This window comes from Pseudomonas sp. LFS074 (genome assembly GCF_047978165.1).
GTDB classification, from domain to species: Bacteria; Pseudomonadota; Gammaproteobacteria; order Pseudomonadales; family Pseudomonadaceae; genus Aquipseudomonas; species Aquipseudomonas putida_P.
In genome coordinates this window covers 556353-581622 of the sequence record NZ_JBFPFV010000003.1, presented here as the reverse complement: position 1 = coordinate 581622, position 25270 = coordinate 556353, and the positions used below count along the sequence as shown (strand labels likewise).

Below are 25270 nucleotides of genomic sequence, written 5' to 3'. Positions count from 1 at the left end.
ATCATTGCCTTATGCGTTTGAACGCGCTTTGCGGCGCGACTGGAATCCCGGACCTTATCAAATGGAAGCGCTCCAGTCCGGGTATAAAAACTTGTACGACTGTGGCGAAGTCGGGGTGCTCATATAGGGTGCGGTAGAATACGGTTTTATTATTCTTGCCCAGGTTGATTAGCGTGCGCTTGATCTGTCCGCGTACGCTGAGTTCTATACGAGGCGGATGATATTCAGGCGCGTTGTACTTAGGGCGTGGGTGTAGAAGTTGAGAAAGTTTTTCTGAGTAGGCAAGCACTTTCTTCGTGGCGAGATCTTCTTGTTTTTCTTTCGGTCCGGAAAGTTGTTCGCACTGAATCTGTTCAGTTACAGCGCGGTACATTGCAATCGATGGGTTTATGGAGCTTCCCGAGCCGATGCCGCTGAGAGAGCCTTCTTTTTTGTTGCGAGAGATAGCAATGCAAAATGGAACGTCATAGAAATCGTGGGTCAAGTATATTTCTAGGTTGCTTGCGTGGCGCAAAAGTTTCTTGTCGTGAGTGAAGGTGTCTTCCAGAAATGAATTGGAGGGTCGGTAGATCTCTAGGGGGGAGGTCAGGTTGCAAAGCGATAGATAGTACATCGACAGGGTGTGGCGTTCGATAGATTCATTTATGGCGTGTAAGAGAGCTTCGCTCTCAGTACAGCCAATAGCTGTGCCAGAATTGGTCGCATATTTGGCAAGATACCCTGCCGCGGTTTTCTCAATCTCATCGGTATTTCTGGAGGAGGGGGCTATCAGTATCGCGGGTATTTTTATTTCGTCATAGCTGTCCAGTGCTTGAAGTCCAAAGTAAGGTATTTGGCAATGAGGCGGGATTGACTTTAGTAGCCAGTCGTCAAACGGGTCTATCGACTGCAAAATTTTTTCGCTTGCGATGGTGGTTGGCGTCGACTTGTCGACAAAGTAATGCTCTAAGCTTTCAGCAAGAGCTCCTAGCTCACAGTGTTCTCCCTTTCCTGCACCGCAGGACACTTCTTGGTAGGCGCTGTTGTATAAGTGGCATGTGGCGACCAAGCTATTATTTTTTGATAGTTTTGTTTTCGAGTGAAGGCCCAAGTGCTGATGCAGTCTTATCAGGCGGTTGTATGCTTCTTCTGTGGTCAGCTCGCGTTCGGTAATCATCTCTAGCTCCTATGTCGGACCAGAAGGGGCTAAGCCCCTTCTGGTTTATGGCTTACAGCATGTTGAGGAACTCAATCTCGGACTCGGTAAATGTGTAGTTCATCACGCGAGGGATTTGCAGAGTATTGATTTCAGAACGACGACGTCCCATGGCTACTGCTCCTATAGAGTTGGTTTGAGTGCGCTTTTTGCGCAGGGCTTTTGTATCACTTGTTTTTTCCTTGGTTCAAGATCTGCCCGGAATTCTTAGTGGAAGATCGGCGTAGGAATTCTTTCTGGCATTTGTAGCTTTATTCCTACACTTCTTCGAAGGGTCAGAAAAATCACCCATTAATTAACGGGTTGGCGCTTGTGGAGGGTTAGGGGGGTTAAATTTTTTGTAAAACACTGAAAGGATTACGATCCCTCAACAGAGAGGCGGGTCATGATCGGTCCGGGGGGAAGGTTGTTTCTGGGGAATCACCTGGTTCTTGGTGTTCCTCTAGATAGAACGCCGAAGAAACAAGCCAATCTTACGCATTGGTGCAGACCTAACTTGCCAGAAAGAGATGGGCAGCCTTGTACTGCGAAGCCCGCGCGGGCGGCGCTCGATCTGGTTGGTAAAGCAAATTTGCCGGCATACCACCGGGGCACCGACCATCACCGGGCTGATGGACGAGAAACCGATGATGATATGGGCTGCGCATTACCTGAGCGCCATGGCCAAGGCGCTGATGGATGATGCCGAGTTGGGCATGAAGCAGTGAGTGGTCGCCTTCGGATTGCATGAAGGCTGACAGGTGTTCGCCACAACAAATTCTGCGCCTATGAGATCGAGCGCCGCCCGCGCGGCGCATCGCGACGCAAGGCCGCTCCTACATTTGTTTCGGGCCAGTCCATCCTGTGAGACCACCGCTGTCCGCCTTGTGTGTTCCATGAGGTATCGAAGGGGACGCAGTCGCTCTTTATCGATCTCCAGCCATGCCACCCAGGGTACGCGCGCCATAGGCACAGGAGAGACTGACCCGAAACAAATGTAGGAGCGGCCTTGCGTCGCGATGCGCCGCGCGGGCGGCGCTCGGTCTCACAGGCGCAGATAATGCTGTGGCGAGAACCTGTCAGCCCAACCCTATCTCAAGACAACCGCCCATAAAAAAGGGAGAGCCTAAGCCCTCCCTTTTCTTCAACAACCCTCAGCCTCAGCCAATGGTCATCAGGCTGGCGTTACCACCCGCCGCCGCAGTATTCACACTCACCGCCCGCTCAATCACCAACCGCTCCAGCGCAATCTGGTGATCCCCGCTGGACAGCCCGTGCACACCGACGATCGCCCCGGCGCGCTTGGCCACCTGCTGGCACACGCTGCGCAGCTGGTCCGAGTCGCCATGGTGGATCACGGCGTCGAACGCCACGTCATCCTTGTTCCAGTCCGCCACCAGCTTGACCTTGGCCTGCAGCTCACGCGGCAGGCGGGCACGCAGGGCCTTGCCCGGTTCGCTGTCAGCCCACACCGCCGAGCTGCCAACGGCCAGTACCGCAGCCAGTTGCGCCAGCAGGTCGGCTTCGTTGTCCGCCAGGCACAGCACGTGCTCGCGCGGCAGGATGGTGTAGCTGTTGCGCTCGCCGGTCGGGCCTGGCAGCAGGCGGGCGATGCCGCTTTGCGACTGGCTGGCGAACTGGTCGCACAGCGCAGCCAGGTCAGCCAGCTGGTTGCTCTCGGCCCAGGCCTTCAGACCATGCAGCGGCTTGATCAGCTGTTCGTGCAGGGTGCGGTCTGGCTTGCCTTCGCCGTCCTGCTGCTGGAAGTGGCGGCCAATCGCGTCGGCCGGGCGGGTCGACAGCAGGCGGTACAGGTACAGCGGGCCGCCTGCTTTCGGGCCGGTGCCGGACAGGCCTTCACCGCCGAACGGCTGCACGCCCACCACCGCACCGACAATATTGCGGTTTACGTACATGTTGCCGGCATTGGCGGTTTCCACCACCTTGGCGATGGTCTCGTCGATGCGGGTGTGCACGCCGAGGGTCAGGCCATAGCCAGAGTTGTTGATCTGCTCGATCAGCTGGTCCAGGTTGCGGCGGTTGTAGCGCACCACGTGCAGTACCGGGCCGAAGATTTCACGCTTGAGCTCGTCGAAGCTGTCCAGCTCGATCAGGGTTGGCATGACGAAGGTGCCGCGCTTGATCTCGGCAGCATCGGCAATGGCAACCTGATAGACCGAGCGGCCTTTTTCACGCATGCCCTGGATGTGCTTCTCGATGCCGGCCTTGGCTTCGGCGTCGATCACCGGGCCAATGTCCACGGCCAGGCGGTCCGGGCAGCCCAGGCGGCTTTCGGCCATGGCGCCCTTGAGCATTTCGATCACGCGGTCGGCGGAGTCTTCCTGCAGGCACAGTACGCGCAGGGCCGAGCAACGCTGGCCAGCGCTGTCGAAGGCCGAGGAAACCACGTCGATCACCACCTGCTCGGTCAGTGCCGAGGAGTCGACGATCATCGCGTTCTGGCCACCGGTTTCGGCGATCAGCGGGATCGGGCGGCCCTGGTTGTCCAGGCGACCGGCGACGTTGCGCTGCAGCAGGCGGGCGACTTCGGTGGAGCCGGTGAACATCACGCCTTTGACGCGCTCGTCACCGACCAGGCCAGCACCGACGGTTTCACCGCGGCCTGGCAGCAACTGCAGCACGCCCTCGGGGATGCCGGCTTCCAGCAGCAGGCGCACGGCCTGGGCGGCGATCAGCGGGGTTTGCTCGGCGGGCTTGGCCAGTACCGGGTTGCCGGCAGCCAGGGCTGCGGCCACCTGGCCGGTGAAGATCGCCAGCGGGAAGTTCCATGGGCTGATGCACACCACCGGGCCCAGCGGGCGGTGGGCGTCGTTGCTGAAGTCGTTGCGTGCCTGCACCGCGTAGTAGCGCAGGAAGTCCACGGCTTCACGCACCTCTGCGATGGCGTTGGCGAAGGTTTTGCCGGCTTCGCGGATGAGCAGGCCCATCAGCGGTTGGATCTCGGCCTCCATCAGGTCGGCGGTGCGCTCCAGAATGGCGGCACGTTCGGCGGGTGGGGTGGCCTGCCAGATCGGTGCGGCGTTCAGTGCACACTGGATGGCGTTGTCGACATCGGCGACGGTGGCCTCCTGCACATGGCCCACCACATCGCGAAGGTCGGCCGGGTTCAGCACCGGCACGGCAGCGCTATCGCTGGCGGCGCAGGCCAGCAGCGGGGCGGCTTTCCAGTCGTTGTGAGCGGTGGCCAGCATGGCGCAGGACAGCGACGCCAGGCGGTGTTCGTTGGCCATGTCGATGCCGGCCGAGTTGGCCCGCTCGTTGCCATACAAGTCGCGCGGCAGCGGGATGCGTGGGTGCGGCAGGCCGATGCTGCCTTCCTGGGTGCCCATGCGCTCGATGCTGGCGACCGGGTCGGCGACCAGTTCCTGGATGGAGATGGAGTGGTCGGCGATGCGGTTGACGAACGAGGTGTTGGCGCCGTTTTCCAGCAGGCGGCGTACCAGGTAGGCCAGCAGTGTTTCGTGGGTGCCGACCGGCGCATAGACGCGGCACGGGCGGTTCAGCTTGCCATCGGCAATCTTGCCGACCACTTGCTCATACAGCGGCTCACCCATGCCGTGCAGGCACTGGAACTCGTACTGCCCCGGGTAATAGTTCTGCCCGGCGATGTGGTAGATGGCCGACAGGGTGTGGGCGTTGTGGGTGGCGAACTGCGGGTAGATGGCTTCTGGTACGGCCAGCAGCTTGCGGGCGCAGGCAACGTAGGACACGTCGGTGTACACCTTGCGGGTGTACACCGGGTAGCCTTCCAGGCCTTCGACCTGGGCACGCTTGATCTCGCTGTCCCAGTAGGCGCCTTTAACCAGGCGGATCATCAGGCGGTGGCGGCTGCGCTTGGCCAGGTCGATGACGTAGTCGATCACGTACGGGCAGCGCTTCTGGTAGGCCTGGATGACGAAACCGATGCCGTTCCAGCCCGCCAGCGAAGGTTCGAAGCACAGGCGCTCGAGCAGGTCGAGCGACAGCTCCAGGCGGTCGGCCTCTTCAGCGTCGATGTTCAGGCCGATGTCGTACTGCTTGGCCAGCAGGGTCAGCGACAGCAGGCGCGGGTACAGCTCTTCCATCACGCGCTCGTACTGGGCACGGCTGTAGCGTGGGTGCAGTGCCGACAGCTTGATCGAGATACCTGGGCCTTCATAGATGCCGCGGCCATGGGAGGCCTTGCCAATCGAGTGGATGGCCTGCTCGTAGGACGCCAGGTACTTCTGCGCGTCGTGTTCGGTCAGCGCGGCTTCGCCGAGCATGTCGTAGGAATAGCGGAAACCCTTGGCCTCGAAGCGGCTGGCGTTGGCCAGGGCTTCGGCGATGGTTTCACCGGTGACGAACTGCTCGCCCATCAGGCGCATGGCCATGTCGACGCCCTTGCGGATCATCGGCTCGCCGCTCTTGCCGATGATGCGGGTGAGCGAGGAGGTGAGGCCGGATTCGTTATGGGTGCTGACCAGCTTGCCGGTCAGCAGCAGGCCCCAGGTAGCGGCGTTGACGAACAGCGACGGGCTGTTGCCCAGGTGCGGCTGCCAGTTGCCGGTGCTGATCTTGTCGCGGATCAGCGCGTCGCGGGTGCCCTTGTCAGGGATGCGCAGCAGCGCTTCGGCCAGGCACATTCACTACCTGGCCGCTGACGCTGCCGGTCTGATAAGATCCAGTTCTACACCCAGTCTGATAGCCTGTCGGGCGTTACTGACGCCCAGTTTCACGACCACATTCTTGATGTGAAACTTCACGGTACTCACAGAAATGCCCGTAATAGCGGCAATCTCAGCATAGGTTTTGCCCATACTCGCCCAGTACAACACCTCATTTTCACGCGAGGAAAATATCGTTTTGTCCGCGCTCTGATTTAACGCCGGGGCTCGCTCGCCTTCGGTACCGGCCAGGCGGTACATCTGCTCGTTAAAATCAATCAGCAGCATCTGCATCGTGCCCTGTTCGGCAGCAAGGCGTTGCTCCAGCGCAGTCTGATCGTTGCCTTTAATGATCACGGACAACAGAGCAAGGTTGTTCATGTGGTCATGCAGGACATAGGTAAAGCCGTTAACGATGTTGTATTGCTTGGATAAAGAGAAAATTTTGGTGAACCGCAGGTCGGACATCAGCGTAATATTCTCATCCCAGGCAAACGGCGAGGTGCGTTTAAAGGCCGTGAGAATAACCGGATCGGTCAGCTGAAAGTTGTTAGCGCGGTATAACCTAATCCATTCGTCAGGATAACTGGAAATAATCAGAACATTTGAAGGATTTTTTTTGCTCACAACAGTGTAAGCGTAATCCGGACTACCCAGCGGAGATAACTTTCTCTGTATGTAAGTCTGAAGCGTATCCGTTATTGTTTGATTTTCAAGGAAAAAAGAAAACATTCAGGCTCCATGCTGCTTCTTTTACTTAACGTGGACTTAACCTGCACTATAGTACAGGCAAGATGATACTTAAGAGTAACTTACAATGAATCATTCAGAGGTTACAATGGCTTCAGTTGTTTAGCGGTAAAAAAAAACCTGACCTGTACGGCCAGGTCGCTAAAACAGCCAACACTAGGGAAAACGTCCGGCCAGACGTCACAAAATATAAAGTGATGCTGGCCGGGACACTCATAGTAACATCTTTGAAACATTTGTACAAACATTCACGGTTACTCAATCTGCAGCAGTGCCACGCCTTCCTGGGACGACAGCGAGAACTCCTGCAACAGGCCCTGGACGATGCCGGCACGGCCGCCAGCGCTCTTCTGGTTGCGCAGTTTTTCGGCGATGCCGGCTGCCAGCTTGTTGGTGGCTTCGGCCAATGGCGCGCTCAGGCGTGCCTGCTCCAGCAGCATCGGCACCACTTCCTGCTCGGGGCGGCGGTAGGCGGCAGTGATCGCCGAGCGCAGTACCGACTGCGGCAGGATGCTCTCGGCGAATTCGAGGAAGCACTGGTGGCTGTGGTCGGCCTGGACTTCACCGGCATCATCGGCCAGGTTGCTGACATTCAGGCGGCGATGGCTTGCCGGGCTGCCTGCCCCGGCTTGATTCCTAATGCCGCAAACGTTTGCGGATCAATATCGATCCAGCATGCGACCACCAGACGTCCGTCCACCTGCTTCGGCGGGCCTGCGCGGTGCGCGTGTATGCCGATCCGGCGGAACAGCCGCTCCATGCTCGCGAACGTCACGCCGATCAGCTGCCGCGCGCCGAGCTGCGCCGCGCATTCGACCACGGCCGCGAGCATCGGCCGCACGGCCCACTCGGCATTGCCCGACCCGCCTTCGTCGTCGGTCGCCGCGAACCTGGACAGCTCCCAGACGGCCGCCGATTGCGGCAGCGGCATGTCTGCGGCGATCAGGTCGGCGAACAGCGACTGCAGCAGATACGGGCGCGTCGTGGGCAGCAGGCGCGCACATCCGCACACGTCGCCGCCGGCATTTCGCGCGAACACGTACACGGTATCGTCGCGATCGAACTGGTCGCGCTCGAAGCTTTCGTTCGCCGACGGGAGCTCCCAACCGAGTTGTTCGACGAACACGCGGCGCCGGTAGCGCCCGAGATCCGCTGCAAGTTCGTGTGGTAACCGCCCTTCTTCGTGAACGAAGGTCCGCATGACCGTTGAGTTCGGTCAGGGTGGCACCACCCTCGAGCTTCTCCAGATAGTTGAAGATCGCTTGCTTGATCAACCAGTGCGGCGTGCGGTCAATGGACTGCGCAGCTGCTTTGAGTCGCTCACGGGTCGGGTCGTCGAGTTTGACCCCAAGGGTGGTCGTCGCCATTTCTTATCCTCGTTATTGCCACGGCTGTGGCCTAAGCTGGCGCCAAGAGTAGCTGTAGGACAATTCGGGTGCAACCAGGTGCAACCCGAATTTTTTCTGAAGAAGGTGCAACTCGTCCGACAGGCATTTCCACACCTTGAAAAGGGGTGCTTTCGGTGCGTTTTATTCTGAAAAACCGCCTTTTTGCTCCAAAAAGGAGCAAAAAGGCTGCTGTTACGAAAAATGCTCGGCAAGGTGCAACTTGCAAATGAAAAATGGTTGCACCTGCTTTGCGTTGTTGCATAGGATTCGCCGCCTGGGTGCAACCGCCATGGCTGCGGTTGTGCATGAGATAAAAACAAACGCCAGGGCACACGCATGGGCAATCCACTAACGATCACTTTTGTGGTCTACATCGCGGCAATGGTGCTGATCGGCTTCGCCGCCTATCGCGCCACCAACAACCTTTCCGATTACATTCTGGGCGGTCGCAGCCTGGGTAGCGTGGTCACCGCGCTGTCTGCCGGCGCATCCGACATGAGCGGCTGGCTGCTGATGGGCCTGCCGGGCGCCATCTACTTCTCGGGCCTGTCCGAGGCCTGGATCGCCATCGGCCTGACCGTTGGTGCCTACCTGAACTGGCTGTTCGTGGCCGGCCGTCTGCGTGTGCAGACCGAACACAACGGTGACGCACTGACCCTGCCGGACTACTTCTCCAGCCGTTTCGAAGACCAAAGCGGCCTGCTGCGGATCATTTCGGCGATCGTCATCCTGGTGTTCTTCACCATCTACTGCGCTTCCGGCATCGTTGCCGGTGCCCGTCTGTTCGAAAGCACCTTCGGCATGTCGTACGAGACAGCCCTGTGGGCCGGCGCCGCGGCGACCATCGCCTACACCTTCGTGGGTGGCTTCCTGGCGGTAAGTTGGACCGACACCGTGCAGGCTTCGCTGATGATCTTCGCGCTGATCCTGACCCCGGTGATCGTGCTGATCTCCACGGGTGGCTTCGACACCACCTTCGCTGCCATCGAGGCGGTCAACCCGGCCAACTTCGACATGTTCAAGGGCGCTACCTTCATTGGCATCATCTCGCTGATGGGTTGGGGCCTGGGCTATTTCGGTCAGCCGCACATCCTGGCGCGTTTCATGGCCGCCGATTCGGTGAAATCGATTGCCAAAGCCCGTCGCATCTCCATGACCTGGATGATTCTGTGCCTGGCCGGTACCTGTGCCGTGGGCTTCTTCGGTATCGCCTACTTCTCGGCCAACCCTGATCTGGCGGGCCCGGTGACCGAAAACCACGAGCGCGTGTTCATCGAGCTGGCGAAGATCCTGTTCAATCCATGGATCGCCGGTGTATTGCTGTCGGCCATTCTGGCGGCGGTGATGAGCACCCTGAGCTGCCAACTGCTGGTGTGCTCCAGTGCCCTGACCGAAGACTTCTACAAGTCGTTCCTGCGCAAGAACGCTTCGCAGCTCGAGCTGGTGTGGGTCGGCCGTCTGATGGTGCTGGCCGTAGCCCTGATCGCCATTGCCATGGCTGCCAACCCGGAAAACCGCGTGCTGGGCCTGGTGGCCTACGCCTGGGCCGGCTTCGGCGCTGCCTTCGGCCCGGTGGTGCTGATTTCGGTACTGTGGAAAGGCATGACCCGCAACGGCGCACTGGCCGGTATCGTGGTGGGCGCAGTGACCGTGATCGTGTGGAAGCAGATCGATACCTGGGGCCTGTACGAAATCATCCCAGGCTTCCTGCTGGCGAGCATCGCCATCGTGCTGGTGAGCAAGATGGGCAGCCCTTCGAAGGCGATGGTGCAGCGCTTCGAGACTGCCGATGCGGCGTACCACGCTGACAAGTAACACCCGTTGAATTGGCGGCGCCTGCTCAGCGGGCGCCGCCAATCAGCAGCCAGGCCTGACTCCGCCTGCAAGGCAAGGTAAACTTGCCCTCCCCGCAGGAGTTGCCATGAACTATCGTCACGCCTTCCACGCCGGCAACCACGCCGACGTCCTCAAACACATCGTGCTGACCCGCCTCATCGCCCTGATGTCGCGCAAGGAGCAGCCGTTCGCCTACATCGATACCCACGCAGGCCTTGGCCTGTACGACCTGCAAGGCGACCAGGCAACTCGCACCGGCGAGTACCTGGAAGGCGTCGCTCGTCTGTGGAACCGCGATGACCTGCCGGCCATGGCCGACGACTACCTGCGCGTCATCAAGCGCCTGAACGCCGACGGCGAGCTGCGCTACTACCCAGGTTCGCCCGAACTGGCCCGCCGCCTGATGCGCCAGCAGGACCGTGCCCTGCTCAACGAGAAGCACCCCGAAGACGGCCCGCTGCTCAAAGAGAACATGAAGAAAGACCCGCGCGTGGTCGTGCATCTGGGCGAAGGCTGGCATGTGCCGCGTGCCTTGCTGCCTGTGCAGGAAAAGCGCGCGATCATGCTGATCGACCCGCCGTTCGAACAGGCCGATGAGCTCAAGCGTTGCACCAATGCCATGAAAGAGGCGATTGGCCGCATGCGTCAGACGGTTGTGGCCATCTGGTACCCGATCAAGGACCAGCGCTCGCTGACCCGCTATTACCAGGACCTGACCAGCACCGGCGCGCCGAAATTGCTGCGGGTCGAGCTATACGTGCACCACCAGGACAGCCCGCAGGGCCTTAATGGTTCGGGCCTGGCCATCGCCAACCCGCCGTGGGGCCTGGAAGAAGAGCTCAAGGAGTTGTTGCCTTGGCTGGCCAAAGAGCTGGCGCAGACGGACGGTAGCTACCGCATGGATTGGCTGATCGCCGAATAATACAGGTTGCCGCGTTGCGCACATGTTTGCGTTATAATTCCGCCCTTTAGCCGCCACCCGCCCAAGAGGCAGCTGGCGCATTTTTACCGAATGAAGAGGCTAATCCCTTGGCATTGACGATTCTTGGCCTGTCCGGCGCCCTTAGCCATGACCCTTCCGCGGCCCTGTACATTGACGGCAAGCTGATTGCCGCCGCCGAAGAAGAGCGCTTCGTGCGTGACAAGCATGCGAAGAACCGCATGCCCTACGAGTCGGCGAAGTTCTGCCTGGAACAGGCAGGCATCAAGCCGTCCGACGTCGACGTGGTAGCCATCCCGTTCGCCCCGATCAGCCTGTTCGGCAAGGCGCGCTGGCACTATGCCAAGCGCTACTGGTACGCCCCGGATCGCGCCCTCGACGCCATCCTGATGGGCAACCGTCGCTACAAGCGCTACCGCAAGAAGATCGTCTGGTGCCTGGAGCAACTGGGCTTCGACCCGAAAAAGGTCAAGATCGAGCCGGTCGAGCACCACCTGGCCCACGCTTCCAGTGCGTACCACTGCTCGGGCTTCAAGGAAAAAACCGCGATTCTCGGCATTGACGGTAAAGGCGAGTACGCCACCACCTTCTTTGGCTACGGCGAAAACGGCAAGATCCACAAGATCAAGGAATTCTTCGACCCGGACTCGTTGGGCGGCCTGTACGGCGCGATCACCGAGTTCCTCGGCTTCGAGATGCTCGATGGCGAGTTCAAGGTCATGGGCATGGCGCCTTACGGCGACGCCAGCAAGTACGATTTCTCGCGCCTGGCCAGCTTCGAAAACGGCGAGCTGGTGATCAACACCGAGTACGCCAACGTCATCGGCCTGCGCCGCTATAAAGAGAAGGGCAAGGGTTTCTACTTCTCGCCGAAACTGATCGAATGGCTGGGCCCCAAGCGCGAAGGCGACATCGCCGACGAGCCGTACATCCACTACGCGGCCAGCATGCAGGCGCTGTTCGAGAAGCTGGCGCTGCAGATGATCGACCACTACCTGGGCGACACCCTGCGTGAAACCGGCAAGCTGGCCTTCGCCGGCGGCTGCGCGCTGAACGTCAAGCTCAACCAGAAGATCATCGCCCGCCCGGACGTGAAGGAACTGTTCGTCCAGCCGGCCTCCGGCGACGCCGGCACTGCCGTTGGCGCCGCAGCCTACGTTTCCCACGCCCGTGGCGTACCGGTCGAGAAGATGGAACACGTCTACCTCGGCCCTTCGTACTCCAACGAGGACGTGATTGCCGCCTGCGCCCGTCATCCGAACCAGCCGAAGTGGCGCAAGCTTGAGAACATGCCCCAGCAGATCGCCAAGATCATGGTGGATGGCAATCCGGTGGCCTGGTTCCAAGGCCGCATGGAGTTCGGTCCGCGTGCCCTGGGTGGCCGTTCGATCATTGGCTGCCCGAGCGTCGAAGGCGTGGCCGACCGCATCAACCACCAGATCAAGTTCCGTGAACGCTGGAGACCTTTCTGCCCGTCGATGCTCGACACCGTTGCCCCGCAGATGATCAAGGTCGACCACCCGGCGCCATTCATGACCTTCACCTTCGAAGTGGCTGAGGAGTGGAAGACGCGCGTACCGGAAGTGGTGCACGAGGACGGCACTTCGCGTGCCCAGGTGCTCAAGCGCGAGTACAACCCGCGCTACTACGACATGATGAAGGCGCTGGAAGACCTGACCGGCAACGGCGTGTCGCTGAACACCTCGCTGAACCGCCGTGGCGAACCGATGATCTGCTCACCGACCGATGCCCTGAACATGTTCTTCGGCTCGGACCTGCAGTACCTGATCATGGAAGACATCCTGGTCGTGAAGGACGGCGCCGCCGCCTATGACCAGCCGCTCTGAACCGCGCATCCTGCAGTTCTGCCATGGTTATGACGGGCCTTTCCTCGACTGCGCCCGTCAGTACGCCAGCCTGTTCCAGGGGCGTGGCTACCAGGTCACCACGGTGTTCCTCACCGGGGCAGCCGACCCGCAGGTAGCGGCCGGCTGTGCGTCGGACGAGGTGTTGTTCCTGGAGTTCAGCTCCAAGGCCGTGCGCGGTTTGAAGCTCGGGGCGATCCGCGCGTTGCGGCGGATCGCGGCCGAGCGCAACTTCGCCTTCTGCATCGCCCACCGCTTCAAGCCCATCTACGTCGCCCTGCTGGGTACCGGCCTGCCGGTGATTGGCGTGCACCATGCCTTTGGTGACTATGAGCGCAAGGGCCGCCGGCTGTTCGCCAACCTGTTCAGCAAGCGCCTGAGCCTGCTGGGTGTGTCGGACGCGGTGCGTGACGACATGCGTCGGTGCCTGCCACAGTGGCCGGCCGAACGCATCCAGACCCTGTACAACCGCATCGACATCGACGCCCTGCAAATGGCCCTGGTGCCGCATGCCGAGGCGCGCCAGGCCCTGGGCCTGGATGCGCAGGCGTGGATCGTCGGCAACGTCGGGCGCTTGCACCCGGACAAGGACCAGGCCACTTTGTTGCGTGGCTTTGCCCAAGCGCTGCCGGGGCTGCCGGCGGGTGCTCGCTTGGCTATCCTCGGCAAGGGCCGCCTGGCGGACGAACTCAAGGCCTTGGCTGCCGAGCTCGGTATTGCCGGGCAGGTGGACTTCCTGGGTCAGGTGCCGGATGCGCGGCGTTACTTCCAGGCCTTCGATGTGTTCGCCCTGAGCTCCGACCATGAGCCGTTCGGCATGGTCCTGCTCGAAGCCATGGTCGCCGGCGTGCCGGTGCTGGCCACGGCCTGTGGCGGTGCCCGCGAAGTCGTCGAGGGTGTTGGCGTGCTGTTCCCGTTGGGCGATGCTGCCCAGCTGGCTCAAGGCCTGAAGCACATGGCCACGCTGGACGCCGAGCAGCGCCAGGCTTGTGCCGAGCACATGCTGCAGCGCCTGCGTGAGCGTTTCTCCGACCAGGCAGTGCGCGAGGCCTTCTGGCAGCTGCCGCAGGTGCGTGCGCTGGTGGGGCAGGCCTGATGCTCAATCGTATCCAGGCCTTCCGCGAACGCGGTTGGCAAACTGTCGACGCCAAGGCCTATGCCGAGGCATGGGCGCGCTTTGGTGGCAGTGTCGCCACCCATCCGCTGGTGGTCGAGCAACTGGCTGATCTGGCGCAGATCCCGGTGCGATACCTGGGTTGGTATCAGGCCGGTGAGCTCAAGGCCGCCATTCCCACCTGGGGGCACCACCTGGCGCTGGCCAAGGACGTGCTCAAGCGTGCCGGCAAGAAAGCCCTGTTCGACCTTGGCAATGCCGAAATCATCCTGCCGGCGGCGGCCGATGCCGCGGCACCGTTGCGCCATACCGTGCGTTACCTGTCCGAGCTGAACCAAGGGCGCTTCAGCGGCCTGAAGGCGCAGAAGGAGCAGTTGGCGATGGCCCGGGCGCCCGAAGATCTGTCGAAGAAGTTTCGCTACAACCAGCGCCGCGAACTGCGTCTGCTGGAAGAGGCGGGCGGCGTGGTGCGCCCGATCAGTGACTTCGCTGCCCAGGACATCGCCAGCATGTACTGCGACCTGTTCCTGCGCCGCTGGGGCTTTCCAGCCACAGGCGCCGAGCGCATGGCCGATGTGCTGGAGCGCCTGCGCGAGCTGCTGATCGGCTCGGTGCTGCTGCTGGACGGCAAGCCGATTGCCATCCAGTTGGTGTACCGCGTCGAAGCGCCAGAATGGATCAGCGTCGAATACATCAATGGCGGCGTCGACCCTGAAACCAAGGCCTTCAGCCCCGGCAGTGTGCTGAGCTTCCTCAATACCCAGGCCGCCTGGGAAGATGCCCGCGCGCGCAACAAGCCACTGCGGTTCTCGTTCGGCCGTGCCGACCGCGAGTACAAGGACCGCTGGTGCAACCCCGTGCCGGTGTATCAGGCGTGAGCCGCAAGCAGCAGTTGCTCAAGCGCCACCGGCGCAACAAGCGCCTGGGCCTGCTGGTGGGCCTGGTCGCGCTTGTCGCCCTCGGTGTTTTCAGCTGGTGGTGGCTGCCACTGCTGCTGTTGCCGCTGCTCTGGGCTGCCCATGAAGCCTGGTTTGCCGACCACCTGTTCTATGCGCCAGGTGAGGACTATGCCTACGACTTTGGCGACCAGGCGCAACCGGTACCAGCCAGCCTGCAGGACGGTCTGCTCAAGGCCGAGTGCGCGCTGCAGGGCGACGAAACCCTGGTGCTTGAGCTGCACGTAAAAAGCAGCTGGCTGGGGCGGTTTCTCGACCCTCGGGTCGAGCTGACCGCTGCCGATCAGTCCGATCGGCAAACGTTCGAGCGTGGTGTCGATGGCGTGCGCTTCCTCAATCTGACTGGCTTGGCTGCGCCGCTGCAAGCCGGCACGTTGTGCCTGCGCGGTCGGCATTGCCGGCTGCAAGGCCAGGCTCGGCTGTGGAAAACCCCAGCGGTCGAGCTGCAGCGGCGTCGGGTGATGGTAATCGCGCCACATGCCGACGACGCCGAGCTGGCCGCGTATGGCCTGTACAGTCAGGCCGACGAAACCTGGGTGGTGACCCTGACCGCCGGTGAGATCGAGGCCGAGCATTATCAACAGATGGGCCTGGCAAAAGCTGAGGCCGCGCGTCTGAAGGGCCGCCTGCGTGCCTGGGACAGCATCGCCGTGCCGCGTTGGGCCGGTGTGCCGGAGTCGCGTTGCGTGCAGCTGGGTTACTTCTGCCTGCAACTGCCTGCCATGCAGGCCGCGCCCGACCAGCCTGCCGTTTCTCGTGAAGCCGACCTCGCCGATATTCGCCTGTTCCGCCAGTTCAACCCGTTCCCGTTGCCGGGCGACCGCGATGGCGCGCCAACCTGGCACAACCTGCTGGCCGACCTGCGTGCCTTGCTGGAACTGGCAAGGCCAGAGGTGTTGGTGATGCCGCACCCGCAACTCGACCCGCATCCCGACCACATCTGCGCTCAGGCGGCAGTGCTGGAAGCCCTGCAAGGCCTGGCCTGGCAGCCACAAACCCTGCTGTGCTATGCCAACCACCTGCATGACAACGACCGCTGGCCTATGGGCGACAGCGGCGATGGCGTGGCCCTGCCTCCGCAGTTGAGCGCTGCGCAGGCCTGGGCACCTTGCAGCCTGGTCCTGGACCGGGCTACCCAGCACGACAAGGCCATGGCCCTGGGCATGATGCACGACCTGCAGCCGCCCGCGCCGTTCAAGCGCCGCCTGCGCCGCTGGTTGCAACGCTGGCTGGCCGCGCGTCGGCCGTCGCCTTATGGGGAGAACGAGTTCTTCCGCAAGGCCGTGCGCCGACACGAACTGTTCTGGCGACGTGAACTGTAAGCACGCCCCATGGTTGACCGCGATGGCGCAGAGCGCCCAAGGAAAGCAATGAAAGTCCTATTTCTGGTACAGAAGGAACAGCGGGCGATTCTCGACCGCCTGTACGACGGCGTCGCGGCCAACTGCGAATGCGACCTGCGCTGGCTGACCAGCGAAGACCAACGCAACCTGCGTCGCTATTTCAAGCGTGAAGTGCAGGTTGAACGCTATGACCGCATCGTGTTCTTCCTGCGCTTCAAGCAGGAGATACGCCAGGTGGCCTTCATCCGTACCGTGCCGAACCTGGTCATCCTCGAGCACGACGCCTACCAGAACTACATCCCGTGCAAGTACACCGGCAAGTTCAGCGCCCATTACCGGCAACTGCCATGGGCCCGGGTGATCAGCTCTGGCTACATGGTCAGCGAACGCCTGCGCCAGGAGGGTTTTGACGCGGTATTCGTGCCCAAGGGCTACGACGAGCAGTTGCTGACGGACCAGGGGCGTGAGCGCGATATCGAACTGGCCTTCGTCGGCAGTGTCAACAGCGTGGCCTACAGTGGTCGCAAGGCGCTGCTGGACGAGTTGGGGCAGGTCGAGAACCTGCTGGTAACCCGCACCAAGTCGGGTGAGGACTACTGCAACACGCTCAACCGTATCCGTTTTTTCGTCAGTGCCGACGTCGGTATGGGCGAATACATGATCAAGAACTTCGAAGCCATGGCCTGTGGCTGTGTGTTGCTGGCGTACGACCAGGGCGAGGAAGAAAACCGCGCATTGGGCCTGCAGGACATGCACAACGTGGTGTTCTATGACAACATCCCGACCCTTCAGGAAAAGCTCCGCCGCTTGCGCGCGGACCCTGATCTGGCCCGGCAGATTGCAGAAAATGGCCGCCATTTGGCGGTTTCCCGTTTCAGTTTCGGCGCAGTTGGACGTAGCATCGTCGACCACATGCGCCCGGCGCTCAGGCCCCACCCGCCATTGTCTGCATGGCAGCGGCTGCGCCTGAAGCTGGGCATCTAAATAAGAGCTTTCACGCCCAGGAGCGGGTTGTTGAAAGCCGACAGTCGCAATGCGGAGGGAGTCCGGTGCGCTTTTCAAATGAGAGTGACGTCACGCTCGTCGTGACCAGTTGTGGGCGGTTCGATCTGCTCAAAGACACCCTTGAGAGTTTCGATCGCTACAACACCGCGCCCATTCGCGAGGTATTCATCACCGAAGATTCCGGTGACGATGCCGTGCATGCCGCTGTGCCGGAGCACTGGAAGCCGTACTGCAAGGTGTTCGTCAATCGGCCCAAGCTTGGCCAATTGCCGTCTATCGACCTGGCTTACAGCCACGTCAAGACGCCGTACATCTTTCACTGCGAAGACGACTGGCATTTCTACCGCCAAGGCTTCGTCGAAGACTCGCGGGCCATTCTGGAGGTCAGCCCCAACCTGTTGCAGGTGTGGCTGCGCAGCCATGCCCACGACCTGGCTATCCACAGCCCGTACATCCACCTGGGTGATCGCCAGGTAATCGCCGGCGTGCCGTGTTATCCGCTGCTTTCCGAAAAAGCCGAATGGCAGGCATTCTCGCTCAATCCTGGCCTGCGTCGCTTGAGCGATTACCAGCGCTGCGCGCCATTTGCCGCCTATGCTGGAGAGAAGGCGCTTTCCCGACGCTACGCTGAGTTAAATCTGACAGCGGTCACCTTGGAGGGTGATGCAGTCTTGCACACAGGATTCGGTAATCACGTGACCTTGCCCATTGAAGTGGAGCGTAAGGCCAAGCGTCGTCAACGTGATCGGATAAAGCTGGCATTGACGCTGGTGACGGGTGCCTTGATCGGCATGGGTATCACCATTTTTGTTCAATGAAGTCGCTGTCCCACCTGACATGAGCGGGAGAGGGCCCATGAACATCGTCAATATGATGTGGGCGGGTGGAACGCCGTACATGTCCATCCACAAGGTGCATCGGCAGGTGTTGTCGAACGCGGGTGCCGATGCCCGGATCAGTAACTGGCTGCTGCTGGGCAGCGGGCTCTGCTGTGGGCTCGGTTCTACCCGGGAGTGGCACATGCCGTCACGTGCGCTCAAAGGGCGGCACTTGTGGCGCTTGCTTCGCCCGTGGCTGCGCATGCGCTTGCGCAAGGCGCTGGCCGAAGCCAGGGCAGAAATCGTGCTGCTCGACGGTATTGGCGTCGCGCGGCTGGTGCTGCCGTTGCTGCAGAACATTCCCGAGGTGCGCGCCAAGGTGCTGTTCCATGGCAAGACGCGTCTGCACGCCAGCGATATTCGCCTGTTGCGCAGGCTCCCGGCCGAGCGCCTGAGTATCGCAGCGGTGTCGCAGACCTTGGCCGAGTCGCTGGAACGCGATCTGGGCAGGCCGGTGCAGACGCTACGCATGGCGCTCGACCCACTGGCGTTCGTCGAGCCGTTGCTGAGCCGGGACCAGGCCAGGCAGGCGCTGCGATTGCCTCAGGCCGGCGGGGTGATGTTGGGTGCGGTAGGGCGTTTGGTAGAGAGCAAGGGCTTTGAAATGCTGATCGAGGCATTCGCCAAAGCCTGTGCTCGGCAACCGAGCCTGCAACTGGCGATCATTGGCGAGGGGCCGCAGCACGCCGCGCTCCAGGCACGTATCGACGCGCTGGGCCTGGCTGGGCGGGTTCATCTATGTGGCCACCGCGAAGACCTGCAGCAGTTGTATCGGGCCTTCGACTGGCTATTGGTGCCTTCGCGTTCCGAAGGGCTGGGGCTGGTAGTGCAAGAGGCCGTGATGGCCGATGTGCCGGTGGTGTGCAGCGACCTGCAAGTGTTCCGCGAGCAGTTGCGCGACACCGGGGGCTACCTGCCCATTGCCGACGAGAGCGCCTGGGCCGAGGCGATCGAGCGTTGTTCGGCGTTGAGCGCTTCGGCGGTTGCCGCGCAGCAGCGCCAGGCGTTGGCGCCGGAGCAGGCCTGGCAGGCGTTCTGCAACGGCTCGCAGAGCCTGTTGCGCAGCTGACGCTCAGCGCGCCAGCAGGGCTGCCTCGAAGGCGGCGAGGGGGAACCGGTCGCCCAGGTTCTCCCGCTCGATATAGCGCACCATATGCTGCACATTGCGCCGAATCATGCGTGCCGACAGCGGCGGGCGCAGGAAACGCATATCGGCCACGTCGATCAGGCCCAGGCGCTGGTCGGGGGTGACCACCACGTTGCCCAGGTGCAGCGAGCGAAAGTACACACCGCTGCGGTGCAGCTGGCGAATCAGTTCGATCAGGCGTGGCAGGTAAACGTCCCAGCTGAAGCCTTCATCGCGCGACATCTGCAGCAGCGTGCGCCCGGGCAGCGGGCGATACAGCACGGCGGTGCGGCCAGGCAGGTCGAGCTTGTGCTGGCTGATCACCTCGAGGGTGGGGATGCCCAGTTGCGCCAGCTGCGCGGCGTTATCGACAAAGCGCTGGGAGTAAGGGCGCAAAAGCGCAGATGAAATCAGTCGCTTCCTACGAAAAACCTTAAGGAAATTTCCATTCGCGAGCAGGTAGACTTTGGCACCATGGCTGTCTGCCTCAAGCACCTGTGCGCCTTGTGTCAGCTGATCGAAGTCGACCTGGGTGAGCCGGGAGCATTGCATGAATAGAGCCTTGTCGTCTGGCGAGCAAAATGACCGGCAATAATGCCGAAAATAATGCTGTAGCACCATGGATGGTGTCTTTGATTCATCGGGGGAAAGGATGTTGTATCAAAAAAGCTGGGCACGGGCCTGGTTAGGTTTGGGTCTGGTCTGGTTCCTGGCGGCGATTGCCCTGGCACCGAGCAACAAGGTTTATCAGCAGGGGCTGGTGTTGTTCCTGTGGCTGCCGACGCTGGTCTTGGCCTGGTCGGCGCGTGACGTGCTGGTGCAGGCCTGGAAGCGCCAGCCGGCGCTGTGGGGGAGCGTGCTGCTGCTGTTGGCCTGGAGCGGGCTGAGCCTGGTGTGGTCATCTGCGGAAGATGACGGGCGCGAGATCAAACGGCTGCTCTACATCCTGGTGTTCCTGTTGGCTTTCCCGTTGCTCGCCCAGCTTGGCCTGGGCCGTATTCGCCAGCTGTTGCTGCTTGGCAGCGCGCTACTGGCCATTGCGGCACTGGTCTCGATCATCAAGTTCTATGGGTTGCAGCGCATGCCTTTGCTGATGAGGCTGGCGGGTATCGGTGAGATATCCCACCCCATCCTGGGCGCCTATGTCATTGGCTCGGCCGTGCTCTTCCTGCTCTACGAGCCACCTCGGCAACGAGGCTTGCAGCTGTTGTGGCTGGCGGCACTGGCTTGCCTGGGGGCCTTCGCCATGCTCAGCCAGAGCCGTGGGGCGCTTCTGGCGCTGGTGATCACCGTGGTGATGGCGCCGCTGTGGTTCCGCGACCGCCACAGCCGAGTGTTTTCCATCCTCGCAGTCATTGCCACGGGCCTTGCTTTCTACTTGGTGTACGATCTGATCGCCAAGCGTGGCTCGTCGTACCGGCCGGAAATCTTCCATGCTGTGGTGGACATGATTGCCGCGCATCCCTGGACTGGCCTGGGCCTGGGCTCGGCCTACGAGGTGAGTGCGGTTGGCAAGCATTTTGACCATACCCACAACATGTTCACCCACATCGCGGTCGAGATGGGGCTGCCCGGTATGCTGCTGTGGACCATGGTATGGCTGTTCACGCTGGGTGAAATCGTGCGCGCGCGCGGCACCCTGTTCGGCAAGGTCCTGCTGGGGTTCTGGGTGTATTCGACCCTGGCCATGCAGTTCGATGCTGCCAGCCTCACTGGTACGCCGCGTGCCGAATGGTTCATCAGCTGGCTGCCGGTGGGCCTTGCCATGATGCTGCCATGGGGGCGTGCCGAAAATGACGCCTGTGGTAAAATTTCCGGTTCAACCTGAACAGCGAGCTCGATAATGGCCGAAACCCCGCGACCGGCGGAGCACACCTCCAGCCTGAAGATCTACTTCCGGCTGCTGAGCTATGTGAAACCCTATGTCGGCATTTTCCTGCTGAGCATTGTCGGTTTCGTGATCTTTGCCTCGACCCAGCCGATGCTGGCCGGCATTCTCAAGTATTTCGTCGATGGCCTGAGCAACCCCGAAGCGGTGTTGTTCCCCAACGTGCCCTACCTGCGTGACCTGCAATTGCTGCAGGCGGTGCCGCTGCTGATCATCCTGATCGCCGCCTGGCAGGGCCTGGGCTCGTTCCTCGGCAACTACTTCCTGGCCAAGGTGTCCCTGTGCCTGGTGCACGACCTGCGTGTGGAGTTGTTCAACAAGCTGCTGGTGCTGCCTAACCGCTACTTCGACAACCACAACTCCGGTCACCTGATTTCGCGCATCACCTTCAACGTGACCATGGTCACCGGCGCGGCCACCGATGCCATCAAGGTGGTGATCCGCGAAGGCCTGACCGTGGTGTTCCTGTTTGCCTACCTGCTGTGGATGAACTGGCACCTGACCCTGGTGATGGTCGCCATCCTGCCGGTGATCGCGGTCATGGTCAGCATCGCCAGCAAGAAATTCCGCAAGCAGAGCAAGAAGATCCAGGTGGCAATGGGCGACGTTACCCACGTGGCGTCGGAAACCATCCAGGGCTACCGCGTGGTCCGCAGCTTCGGCGGCGAGGCCTACGAGGAGCAGCGTTTCGGCAAAGCCAGCCAGAGCAACACCGACAAGCAACTGCGCATGACCAAGACCGGCTCGCTGTACACGCCGATGCTGCAACTGGTGATCTACAGCGCCATGGCCGCGCTGATGTTCCTGGTGCTGTTCCTGCGGGGCGAGTCCACCGCCGGTGACCTGGTAGCCTATATCACTGCTGCTGGCCTGCTGCCCAAGCCGATTCGCCAGCTGTCAGAAGTCAGCTCGACCATCCAGAAGGGCCTGGCAGGTGCCGAGAGCATCTTCGAGCAGTTGGACGAAGAGCCTGAGCTGGACACCGGTACTGTCGAGAAGGAGCGTGTGGAAGGGCGCCTGGAAGTGCGCAACCTGAGCTTCACCTACCCGGGTACCGAGCGTGAAGTGCTGAGCGACATCAGTTTTGTCGCCGAACCTGGGCAGATGATCGCCCTGGTCGGCCGTTCCGGCAGTGGCAAGTCGACCTTGGCGGCGCTTATCCCACGCTTCTATCACCACGACCAGGGGCAGATTCTGCTCGATGGCGTGGAAATCGAAAACTATCGCCTGCGCAACCTGCGTCGCCATGTTTCGCAGGTAACCCAGCACGTCACCCTGTTCAACGACACCGTGGCCAACAACATCGCCTACGGTGACTTGGCCGGTGCCCCACGCGCAGACATCGAAGCCGCCGCAGCCGATGCCTACGCCAAGGAGTTCGTCGACCGGCTGCCGAAGGGCTTCGATACCGAAGTGGGAGAGAACGGTGTACTGCTGTCCGGTGGCCAGCGCCAGCGCCTGGCAATTGCACGGGCGCTGCTGAAAAACGCGCCGCTGCTGATCCTCGACGAGGCTACTTCTGCGTTGGATACCGAGTCCGAGCGGCATATCCAGGCTGCCCTGGATCACGTGATGCAAGGCCGTACCACGCTGGTGATCGCTCACCGCCTGTCGACGATCGAGAAGGCCGACCAGATCCTGGTCATGGACCAGGGCCGCCTGGTCGAGCGTGGCACGCATGCCGAGCTGCTTGCGGCCAATGGCCATTATGCCCGCTTGCATGCCATGGGCCTGGATGAGCCGGCCAAGGCCGATATCACCTGAACCCTCCTTGATCGGGGCCGTCATGGCCCCGATTGTCACGGGAATTTTCTGGGTACGATCTGGCCATAAAGCCGTCGACTACCCTGTGCTAATATCCTGCCCCTGTTCATTATTTCCATATGGGTTGCCCATGAAGTTGTCCATGCCGCGTTTCGATCAAGCCCCGGTACTGGTGGTCGGCGATGTCATGCTCGACCGCTACTGGCATGGCGGTACTTCGCGTATTTCGCCTGAAGCGCCAGTCCCGGTGGTCAAGGTCGATCAAATCGAGGATCGCCCCGGCGGCGCGGCCAACGTTGCCTTGAACATTGCCGCGCTGGGCGCGCCGGCTTCGCTGATCGGCGTCACCGGCCAGGACGAAGCTGCCGACAGCCTGGCCAACAGCCTGCAGGCTGCCGGTGTGCGTTCGGTGTTCCAGCGCATCGCGCACCAGCCGACCATCGTCAAGCTGCGGGTCATGAGCCGTCACCAGCAACTGCTGCGTATCGATTTCGAAGAGCCGTTCGCCACCGACCCATTGTCGCTGGCCACCGAGGTCGACAGCCTGCTCGAGGGCGTCAAGGTGCTGGTTCTGTCCGACTACGGCAAAGGCGCGCTGAAGAATCACCAAAGCCTGATCCAGGCGGCGCGGGCCAAAGGCATTCCGGTGCTGGCCGACCCCAAGGGCAAGGATTTTTCCATTTACCGTGGTGCCAGCCTAATCACCCCGAACCTCAGCGAGTTCGAGACCATCGTTGGCCGTTGCACCGATGAGGCCGACCTGGTTGCCAAGGGTTTGCAACTGCTGCAGGACCTGGACCTCGGCGCCTTGCTGGTAACCCGTGGCGAGCACGGCATGACCCTGCTGCGCGTGGGCCAGCCGGCGCTGCACCTGCCGGCGCGGGCACGTGAAGTGTTCGACGTGACCGGTGCCGGTGATACCGTCATCTCCACCCTCGCCGCAGCCATTGCCGCTGGCGAGGACCTGCCCCATGCTGTGGCCCTGGCCAACCTGGCGGCAGGCATCGTGGTCGGCAAGCTGGGTACGGCGGCCATCAGCGCCCCTGAACTGCGCCGCGCCATCCAGCGTGAGGAAGGCTCCGAGCGCGGTGTGCTGGGCCTGGAGCAACTGCTGCTGGCCATCGATGACGCGCGGGCACACAAAGAGAAGATCGTCTTCACCAACGGCTGCTTCGACATCCTGCATGCCGGGCATGTCACCTACCTGGAACAGGCACGGGCCCAAGGCGATCGCCTGATCGTCGCGGTCAACGACGATGCTTCGGTCAGCCGCCTGAAAGGGCCGGGCCGGCCAATCAACAGTGTCGACCGGCGCATGGCCGTACTGGCCGGCTTGGGCGCGGTGGACTGGGTGATCAGCTTCCCGGAAGGCACCCCGGAAAACCTGCTGAGCCAGGTCAAGCCGGATGTGCTGGTCAAGGGTGGCGACTACGGCATCGACCAGGTGGTGGGTGCCGATATCGTCAAGGCCTATGGCGGCACCGTGAAGGTGCTGGGGCTGGTCGAGAACAGCTCGACCACGGCGATTGTCGAGAAGATTCGCAAGAACTGATACAGCTGGGGCTGCAGAGCAGCCCCGCTATCACTTGTTCAGGCTAGTACGAGCCCGCTCCAGCAGTGCCCGCGCCTTGTCGCCAAAGCGCTGCAGGTGCGATGCCTTCACCGGCTTGTTTTCCACCAGCCCCTGCTGCTTCACCCAGTCCTTCCAGCGTACCCGCTCATCCGCCACCACCCAGCCTTCCTGCCGGGCAAAACTCTCGGCCAGGTACAGCCCGCGTGTGCTCGCCGGCACCAGCTCATCCTTTTTAAGCGTATACAGCTCCGCCAGCGGCTGGCCGTCCTTTAACGGCATCAGATAAAGGTCTGGCCGTTTGCGGTTGAGTCGCGCCACCAGCTGGCCGCCCTCCAGCCGTTCATCGACGTGGAACAGGCTGAGTTTCTTGGCCTCACGGGGTACCTGCAGGCGCATATCGTAGATCAGTTGCAGCGAGGCGGTGGGCAAGTGCACATAGGCCCGTGGGCGCTCCAGCAGCATCAGCTGGCCGCAGTGTACCGGGCGTGCTGCGCCGGACTGCGGGGCCAGCACGAAGTGCGGCGTTTCACGGTAGTGCAGGGCGGCAGCGTAAGGGACGGGCAGCCAGGTATCGTTGAAACGCCCGCCAAGCCAGCCCTCTGGGGTTTCCAGCAGGCACTCCTCGGCCACTTCCTGCACAGCCGTGTGCAGCGGCAGGTTCAACTCCTGCGCCGGTACATAACCGGAAATCAGTTTCAGCACCACGTCGCCACGGTCTTGCCGGCGCTGGCGCACCAGCACCCAGTAATCGCGGTTTTGCCAATGCAGGGTAAGGCGCACCGACACGCCCAGGTTTGCCAGTTCGACCACAAAACGCTGCACGTCGGGTAACTGGATCGCCTTGCGCCGCTGCTGGGTCTGGGCAAAGTTCAGCGGCATGCCGATGCTTTGGTAGATCAGGCCTTCAGCCGTGGCCTCGACATGCAGTGGCAGTGTCTTGAAGTTGCTCGGGTTCTTGCGGATCAGCGTTCGCGCCACGAGGCTACTCCTTGCGTCGGGTCAGTCTCCTGGCCCTTGGGCCAGG

General features: G+C 61.6%; 17 protein-coding genes and 4 pseudogenes. 13 read left to right on the top strand and 8 right to left on the bottom strand.

What is annotated here, in order from left to right:
- Position 1 precedes the first annotated feature (1 nt).
- Complete coding sequence (locus tag ACNQP3_RS26680; RefSeq protein WP_264316611.1) at positions 2-1156, bottom strand: YcaO-like family protein; 1155 nt, start codon at positions 1154-1156, stop codon at positions 2-4.
- Positions 1157-1791: 635 nt separating this feature from the next.
- On the opposite strand from ACNQP3_RS26680, the pseudogene ACNQP3_RS26675 reads away from it, so the two are divergent.
- Positions 1792-1902: pseudogene (locus ACNQP3_RS26675) on the top strand (DUF3077 domain-containing protein); the annotation flags it as partial.
- Positions 1903-2334: 432 nt separating this feature from the next.
- Here ACNQP3_RS26675 and putA read toward each other — a convergent pair.
- The 5 genes and pseudogenes from putA to ACNQP3_RS26650 form a co-directional block, all read right to left on the bottom strand.
- A pseudogene (gene putA / locus ACNQP3_RS26670) lies at positions 2335-5799 on the bottom strand (trifunctional transcriptional regulator/proline dehydrogenase/L-glutamate gamma-semialdehyde dehydrogenase); the annotation flags it as partial.
- A 3-nt stretch (positions 5800-5802) separates the two neighbouring features.
- Positions 5803-6552, bottom strand: coding sequence for a helix-turn-helix transcriptional regulator (locus tag ACNQP3_RS26665; RefSeq protein ID WP_006119203.1), 750 nt, complete (start codon positions 6550-6552; stop codon positions 5803-5805).
- Between the two features lie 284 nt (positions 6553-6836).
- Positions 6837-7148, bottom strand: a pseudogene (locus tag ACNQP3_RS26660) (hypothetical protein); the annotation flags it as partial.
- A gap of 14 nt (positions 7149-7162) precedes the next feature.
- A complete protein-coding gene (locus tag ACNQP3_RS26655) occupies positions 7163-7771 on the bottom strand; it encodes an acyl-homoserine-lactone synthase (RefSeq protein WP_131949441.1) in 609 nt (202 codons plus the stop codon).
- Position 7772: 1 nt separating this feature from the next.
- A pseudogene (locus tag ACNQP3_RS26650) lies at positions 7773-7937 on the bottom strand (transcriptional regulator); the annotation flags it as partial.
- Between the two features lie 357 nt (positions 7938-8294).
- Here ACNQP3_RS26650 and putP point away from each other — a divergent pair.
- The 9 genes from putP to ACNQP3_RS26605 all read left to right on the top strand — a co-directional run bounded on the left by putP (position 8295) and on the right by ACNQP3_RS26605 (position 18964).
- Positions 8295-9773 (top strand): sodium/proline symporter PutP, encoded by a 1479-nt coding sequence (gene putP / locus ACNQP3_RS26645; RefSeq protein WP_060494400.1) that lies wholly within the window; start codon positions 8295-8297, stop codon positions 9771-9773.
- Positions 9774-9879: 106 nt separating this feature from the next.
- A complete protein-coding gene (locus tag ACNQP3_RS26640; RefSeq protein ID WP_012274505.1) occupies positions 9880-10716 on the top strand; it encodes a 23S rRNA (adenine(2030)-N(6))-methyltransferase RlmJ in 837 nt (278 codons plus the stop codon).
- 107 nt (positions 10717-10823) lie between these two features.
- Complete coding sequence (locus ACNQP3_RS26635) at positions 10824-12581, top strand: carbamoyltransferase (protein WP_012274504.1); 1758 nt, start codon at positions 10824-10826, stop codon at positions 12579-12581.
- Positions 12565-13695, top strand: coding sequence for a glycosyltransferase (locus ACNQP3_RS26630; RefSeq protein ID WP_012274503.1), 1131 nt, complete (start codon positions 12565-12567; stop codon positions 13693-13695). The genes ACNQP3_RS26635 and ACNQP3_RS26630 overlap by 17 nt, the downstream gene beginning before the upstream one ends.
- Positions 13695-14591, top strand: coding sequence for an antimicrobial resistance protein Mig-14 (locus ACNQP3_RS26625; protein WP_060515515.1), 897 nt, complete (start codon positions 13695-13697; stop codon positions 14589-14591). The genes ACNQP3_RS26630 and ACNQP3_RS26625 overlap by 1 nt, the downstream gene beginning before the upstream one ends.
- Entirely contained in the window at positions 14588-15991 is a 1404-nt protein-coding gene (locus tag ACNQP3_RS26620; RefSeq protein ID WP_264317311.1) for a PIG-L deacetylase family protein, read from the top strand. Before ACNQP3_RS26625 ends, ACNQP3_RS26620 begins: the two co-directional genes overlap by 4 nt.
- A gap of 48 nt (positions 15992-16039) precedes the next feature.
- Entirely contained in the window at positions 16040-16996 is a 957-nt protein-coding gene (locus ACNQP3_RS26615; protein ID WP_060515513.1) for a glycosyltransferase, read from the top strand.
- Positions 16997-17061: 65 nt separating this feature from the next.
- On the top strand, positions 17062-17835 hold the full coding sequence (locus ACNQP3_RS26610; RefSeq protein ID WP_012274499.1) for a glycosyltransferase family 2 protein: 774 nt from the start codon (positions 17062-17064) through the stop codon (positions 17833-17835).
- A gap of 37 nt (positions 17836-17872) precedes the next feature.
- Positions 17873-18964 (top strand): glycosyltransferase, encoded by a 1092-nt coding sequence (locus tag ACNQP3_RS26605; RefSeq protein ID WP_060494398.1) that lies wholly within the window; start codon positions 17873-17875, stop codon positions 18962-18964.
- Between the two features lie 3 nt (positions 18965-18967).
- Here the strand turns inward: ACNQP3_RS26605 and ACNQP3_RS26600 are convergent, their stop codons facing one another.
- Positions 18968-19573 carry a hypothetical protein gene (locus tag ACNQP3_RS26600; protein WP_012274497.1) on the bottom strand — a complete coding sequence of 202 codons (606 nt, stop codon included), beginning with the start codon at positions 19571-19573 and terminating at the stop codon, positions 18968-18970.
- Between the two features lie 100 nt (positions 19574-19673).
- Here ACNQP3_RS26600 and ACNQP3_RS26595 point away from each other — a divergent pair, with 100 nt between their 5' ends.
- From ACNQP3_RS26595 to hldE, 3 genes are all read left to right on the top strand, one after another.
- Positions 19674-20849, top strand: coding sequence for an O-antigen ligase family protein (locus ACNQP3_RS26595; RefSeq protein ID WP_012274496.1), 1176 nt, complete (start codon positions 19674-19676; stop codon positions 20847-20849).
- Between the two features lie 15 nt (positions 20850-20864).
- Positions 20865-22673, top strand: coding sequence for a lipid A export permease/ATP-binding protein MsbA (gene msbA, locus ACNQP3_RS26590; RefSeq protein ID WP_012274495.1), 1809 nt, complete (start codon positions 20865-20867; stop codon positions 22671-22673).
- Positions 22674-22803: 130 nt separating this feature from the next.
- The gene (hldE, locus tag ACNQP3_RS26585) at positions 22804-24225 is read left to right on the top strand and encodes a bifunctional D-glycero-beta-D-manno-heptose-7-phosphate kinase/D-glycero-beta-D-manno-heptose 1-phosphate adenylyltransferase HldE (RefSeq protein ID WP_012274494.1); all 1422 of its coding nucleotides are present in this window, start codon (positions 22804-22806) and stop codon (positions 24223-24225) included.
- A gap of 30 nt (positions 24226-24255) precedes the next feature.
- Here hldE and ACNQP3_RS26580 read toward each other — a convergent pair whose 3' ends face one another.
- Positions 24256-25224 (bottom strand): hypothetical protein, encoded by a 969-nt coding sequence (locus ACNQP3_RS26580; protein WP_012274493.1) that lies wholly within the window; start codon positions 25222-25224, stop codon positions 24256-24258.
- Positions 25225-25270: the final 46 nt, after the last annotated feature.

Excerpts from the sequence above, each read along its gene's own strand:
- ACNQP3_RS26640 (WP_012274505.1), top strand. The coding sequence starts at position 9,880 with ATGAACTATCGTCACGCCTTCCACGCCGGCAACCACGCCGACGTCCTC.
- ACNQP3_RS26655 (WP_131949441.1), bottom strand. The coding sequence starts at position 7,771 with ATGCGGACCTTCGTTCACGAAGAAGGGCGGTTACCACACGAACTTGCA.
- ACNQP3_RS26630 (WP_012274503.1), top strand. The coding sequence starts at position 12,565 with ATGACCAGCCGCTCTGAACCGCGCATCCTGCAGTTCTGCCATGGTTAT.
- ACNQP3_RS26595 (WP_012274496.1), top strand. The coding sequence starts at position 19,674 with ATGTTGTATCAAAAAAGCTGGGCACGGGCCTGGTTAGGTTTGGGTCTG.
- ACNQP3_RS26615 (WP_060515513.1), top strand. The coding sequence starts at position 16,040 with ATGAAAGTCCTATTTCTGGTACAGAAGGAACAGCGGGCGATTCTCGAC.
- ACNQP3_RS26680 (WP_264316611.1), bottom strand. The coding sequence starts at position 1,156 with ATGATTACCGAACGCGAGCTGACCACAGAAGAAGCATACAACCGCCTG.
- hldE (WP_012274494.1), top strand. The coding sequence starts at position 22,804 with ATGAAGTTGTCCATGCCGCGTTTCGATCAAGCCCCGGTACTGGTGGTC.
- msbA (WP_012274495.1), top strand. The coding sequence starts at position 20,865 with ATGGCCGAAACCCCGCGACCGGCGGAGCACACCTCCAGCCTGAAGATC.
- ACNQP3_RS26665 (WP_006119203.1), bottom strand. The coding sequence starts at position 6,552 with ATGTTTTCTTTTTTCCTTGAAAATCAAACAATAACGGATACGCTTCAG.
- ACNQP3_RS26625 (WP_060515515.1), top strand. The coding sequence starts at position 13,695 with ATGCTCAATCGTATCCAGGCCTTCCGCGAACGCGGTTGGCAAACTGTC.
- ACNQP3_RS26605 (WP_060494398.1), top strand. The coding sequence starts at position 17,873 with ATGAACATCGTCAATATGATGTGGGCGGGTGGAACGCCGTACATGTCC.
- ACNQP3_RS26600 (WP_012274497.1), bottom strand. The coding sequence starts at position 19,573 with ATGCAATGCTCCCGGCTCACCCAGGTCGACTTCGATCAGCTGACACAA.
- putP (WP_060494400.1), top strand. The coding sequence starts at position 8,295 with ATGGGCAATCCACTAACGATCACTTTTGTGGTCTACATCGCGGCAATG.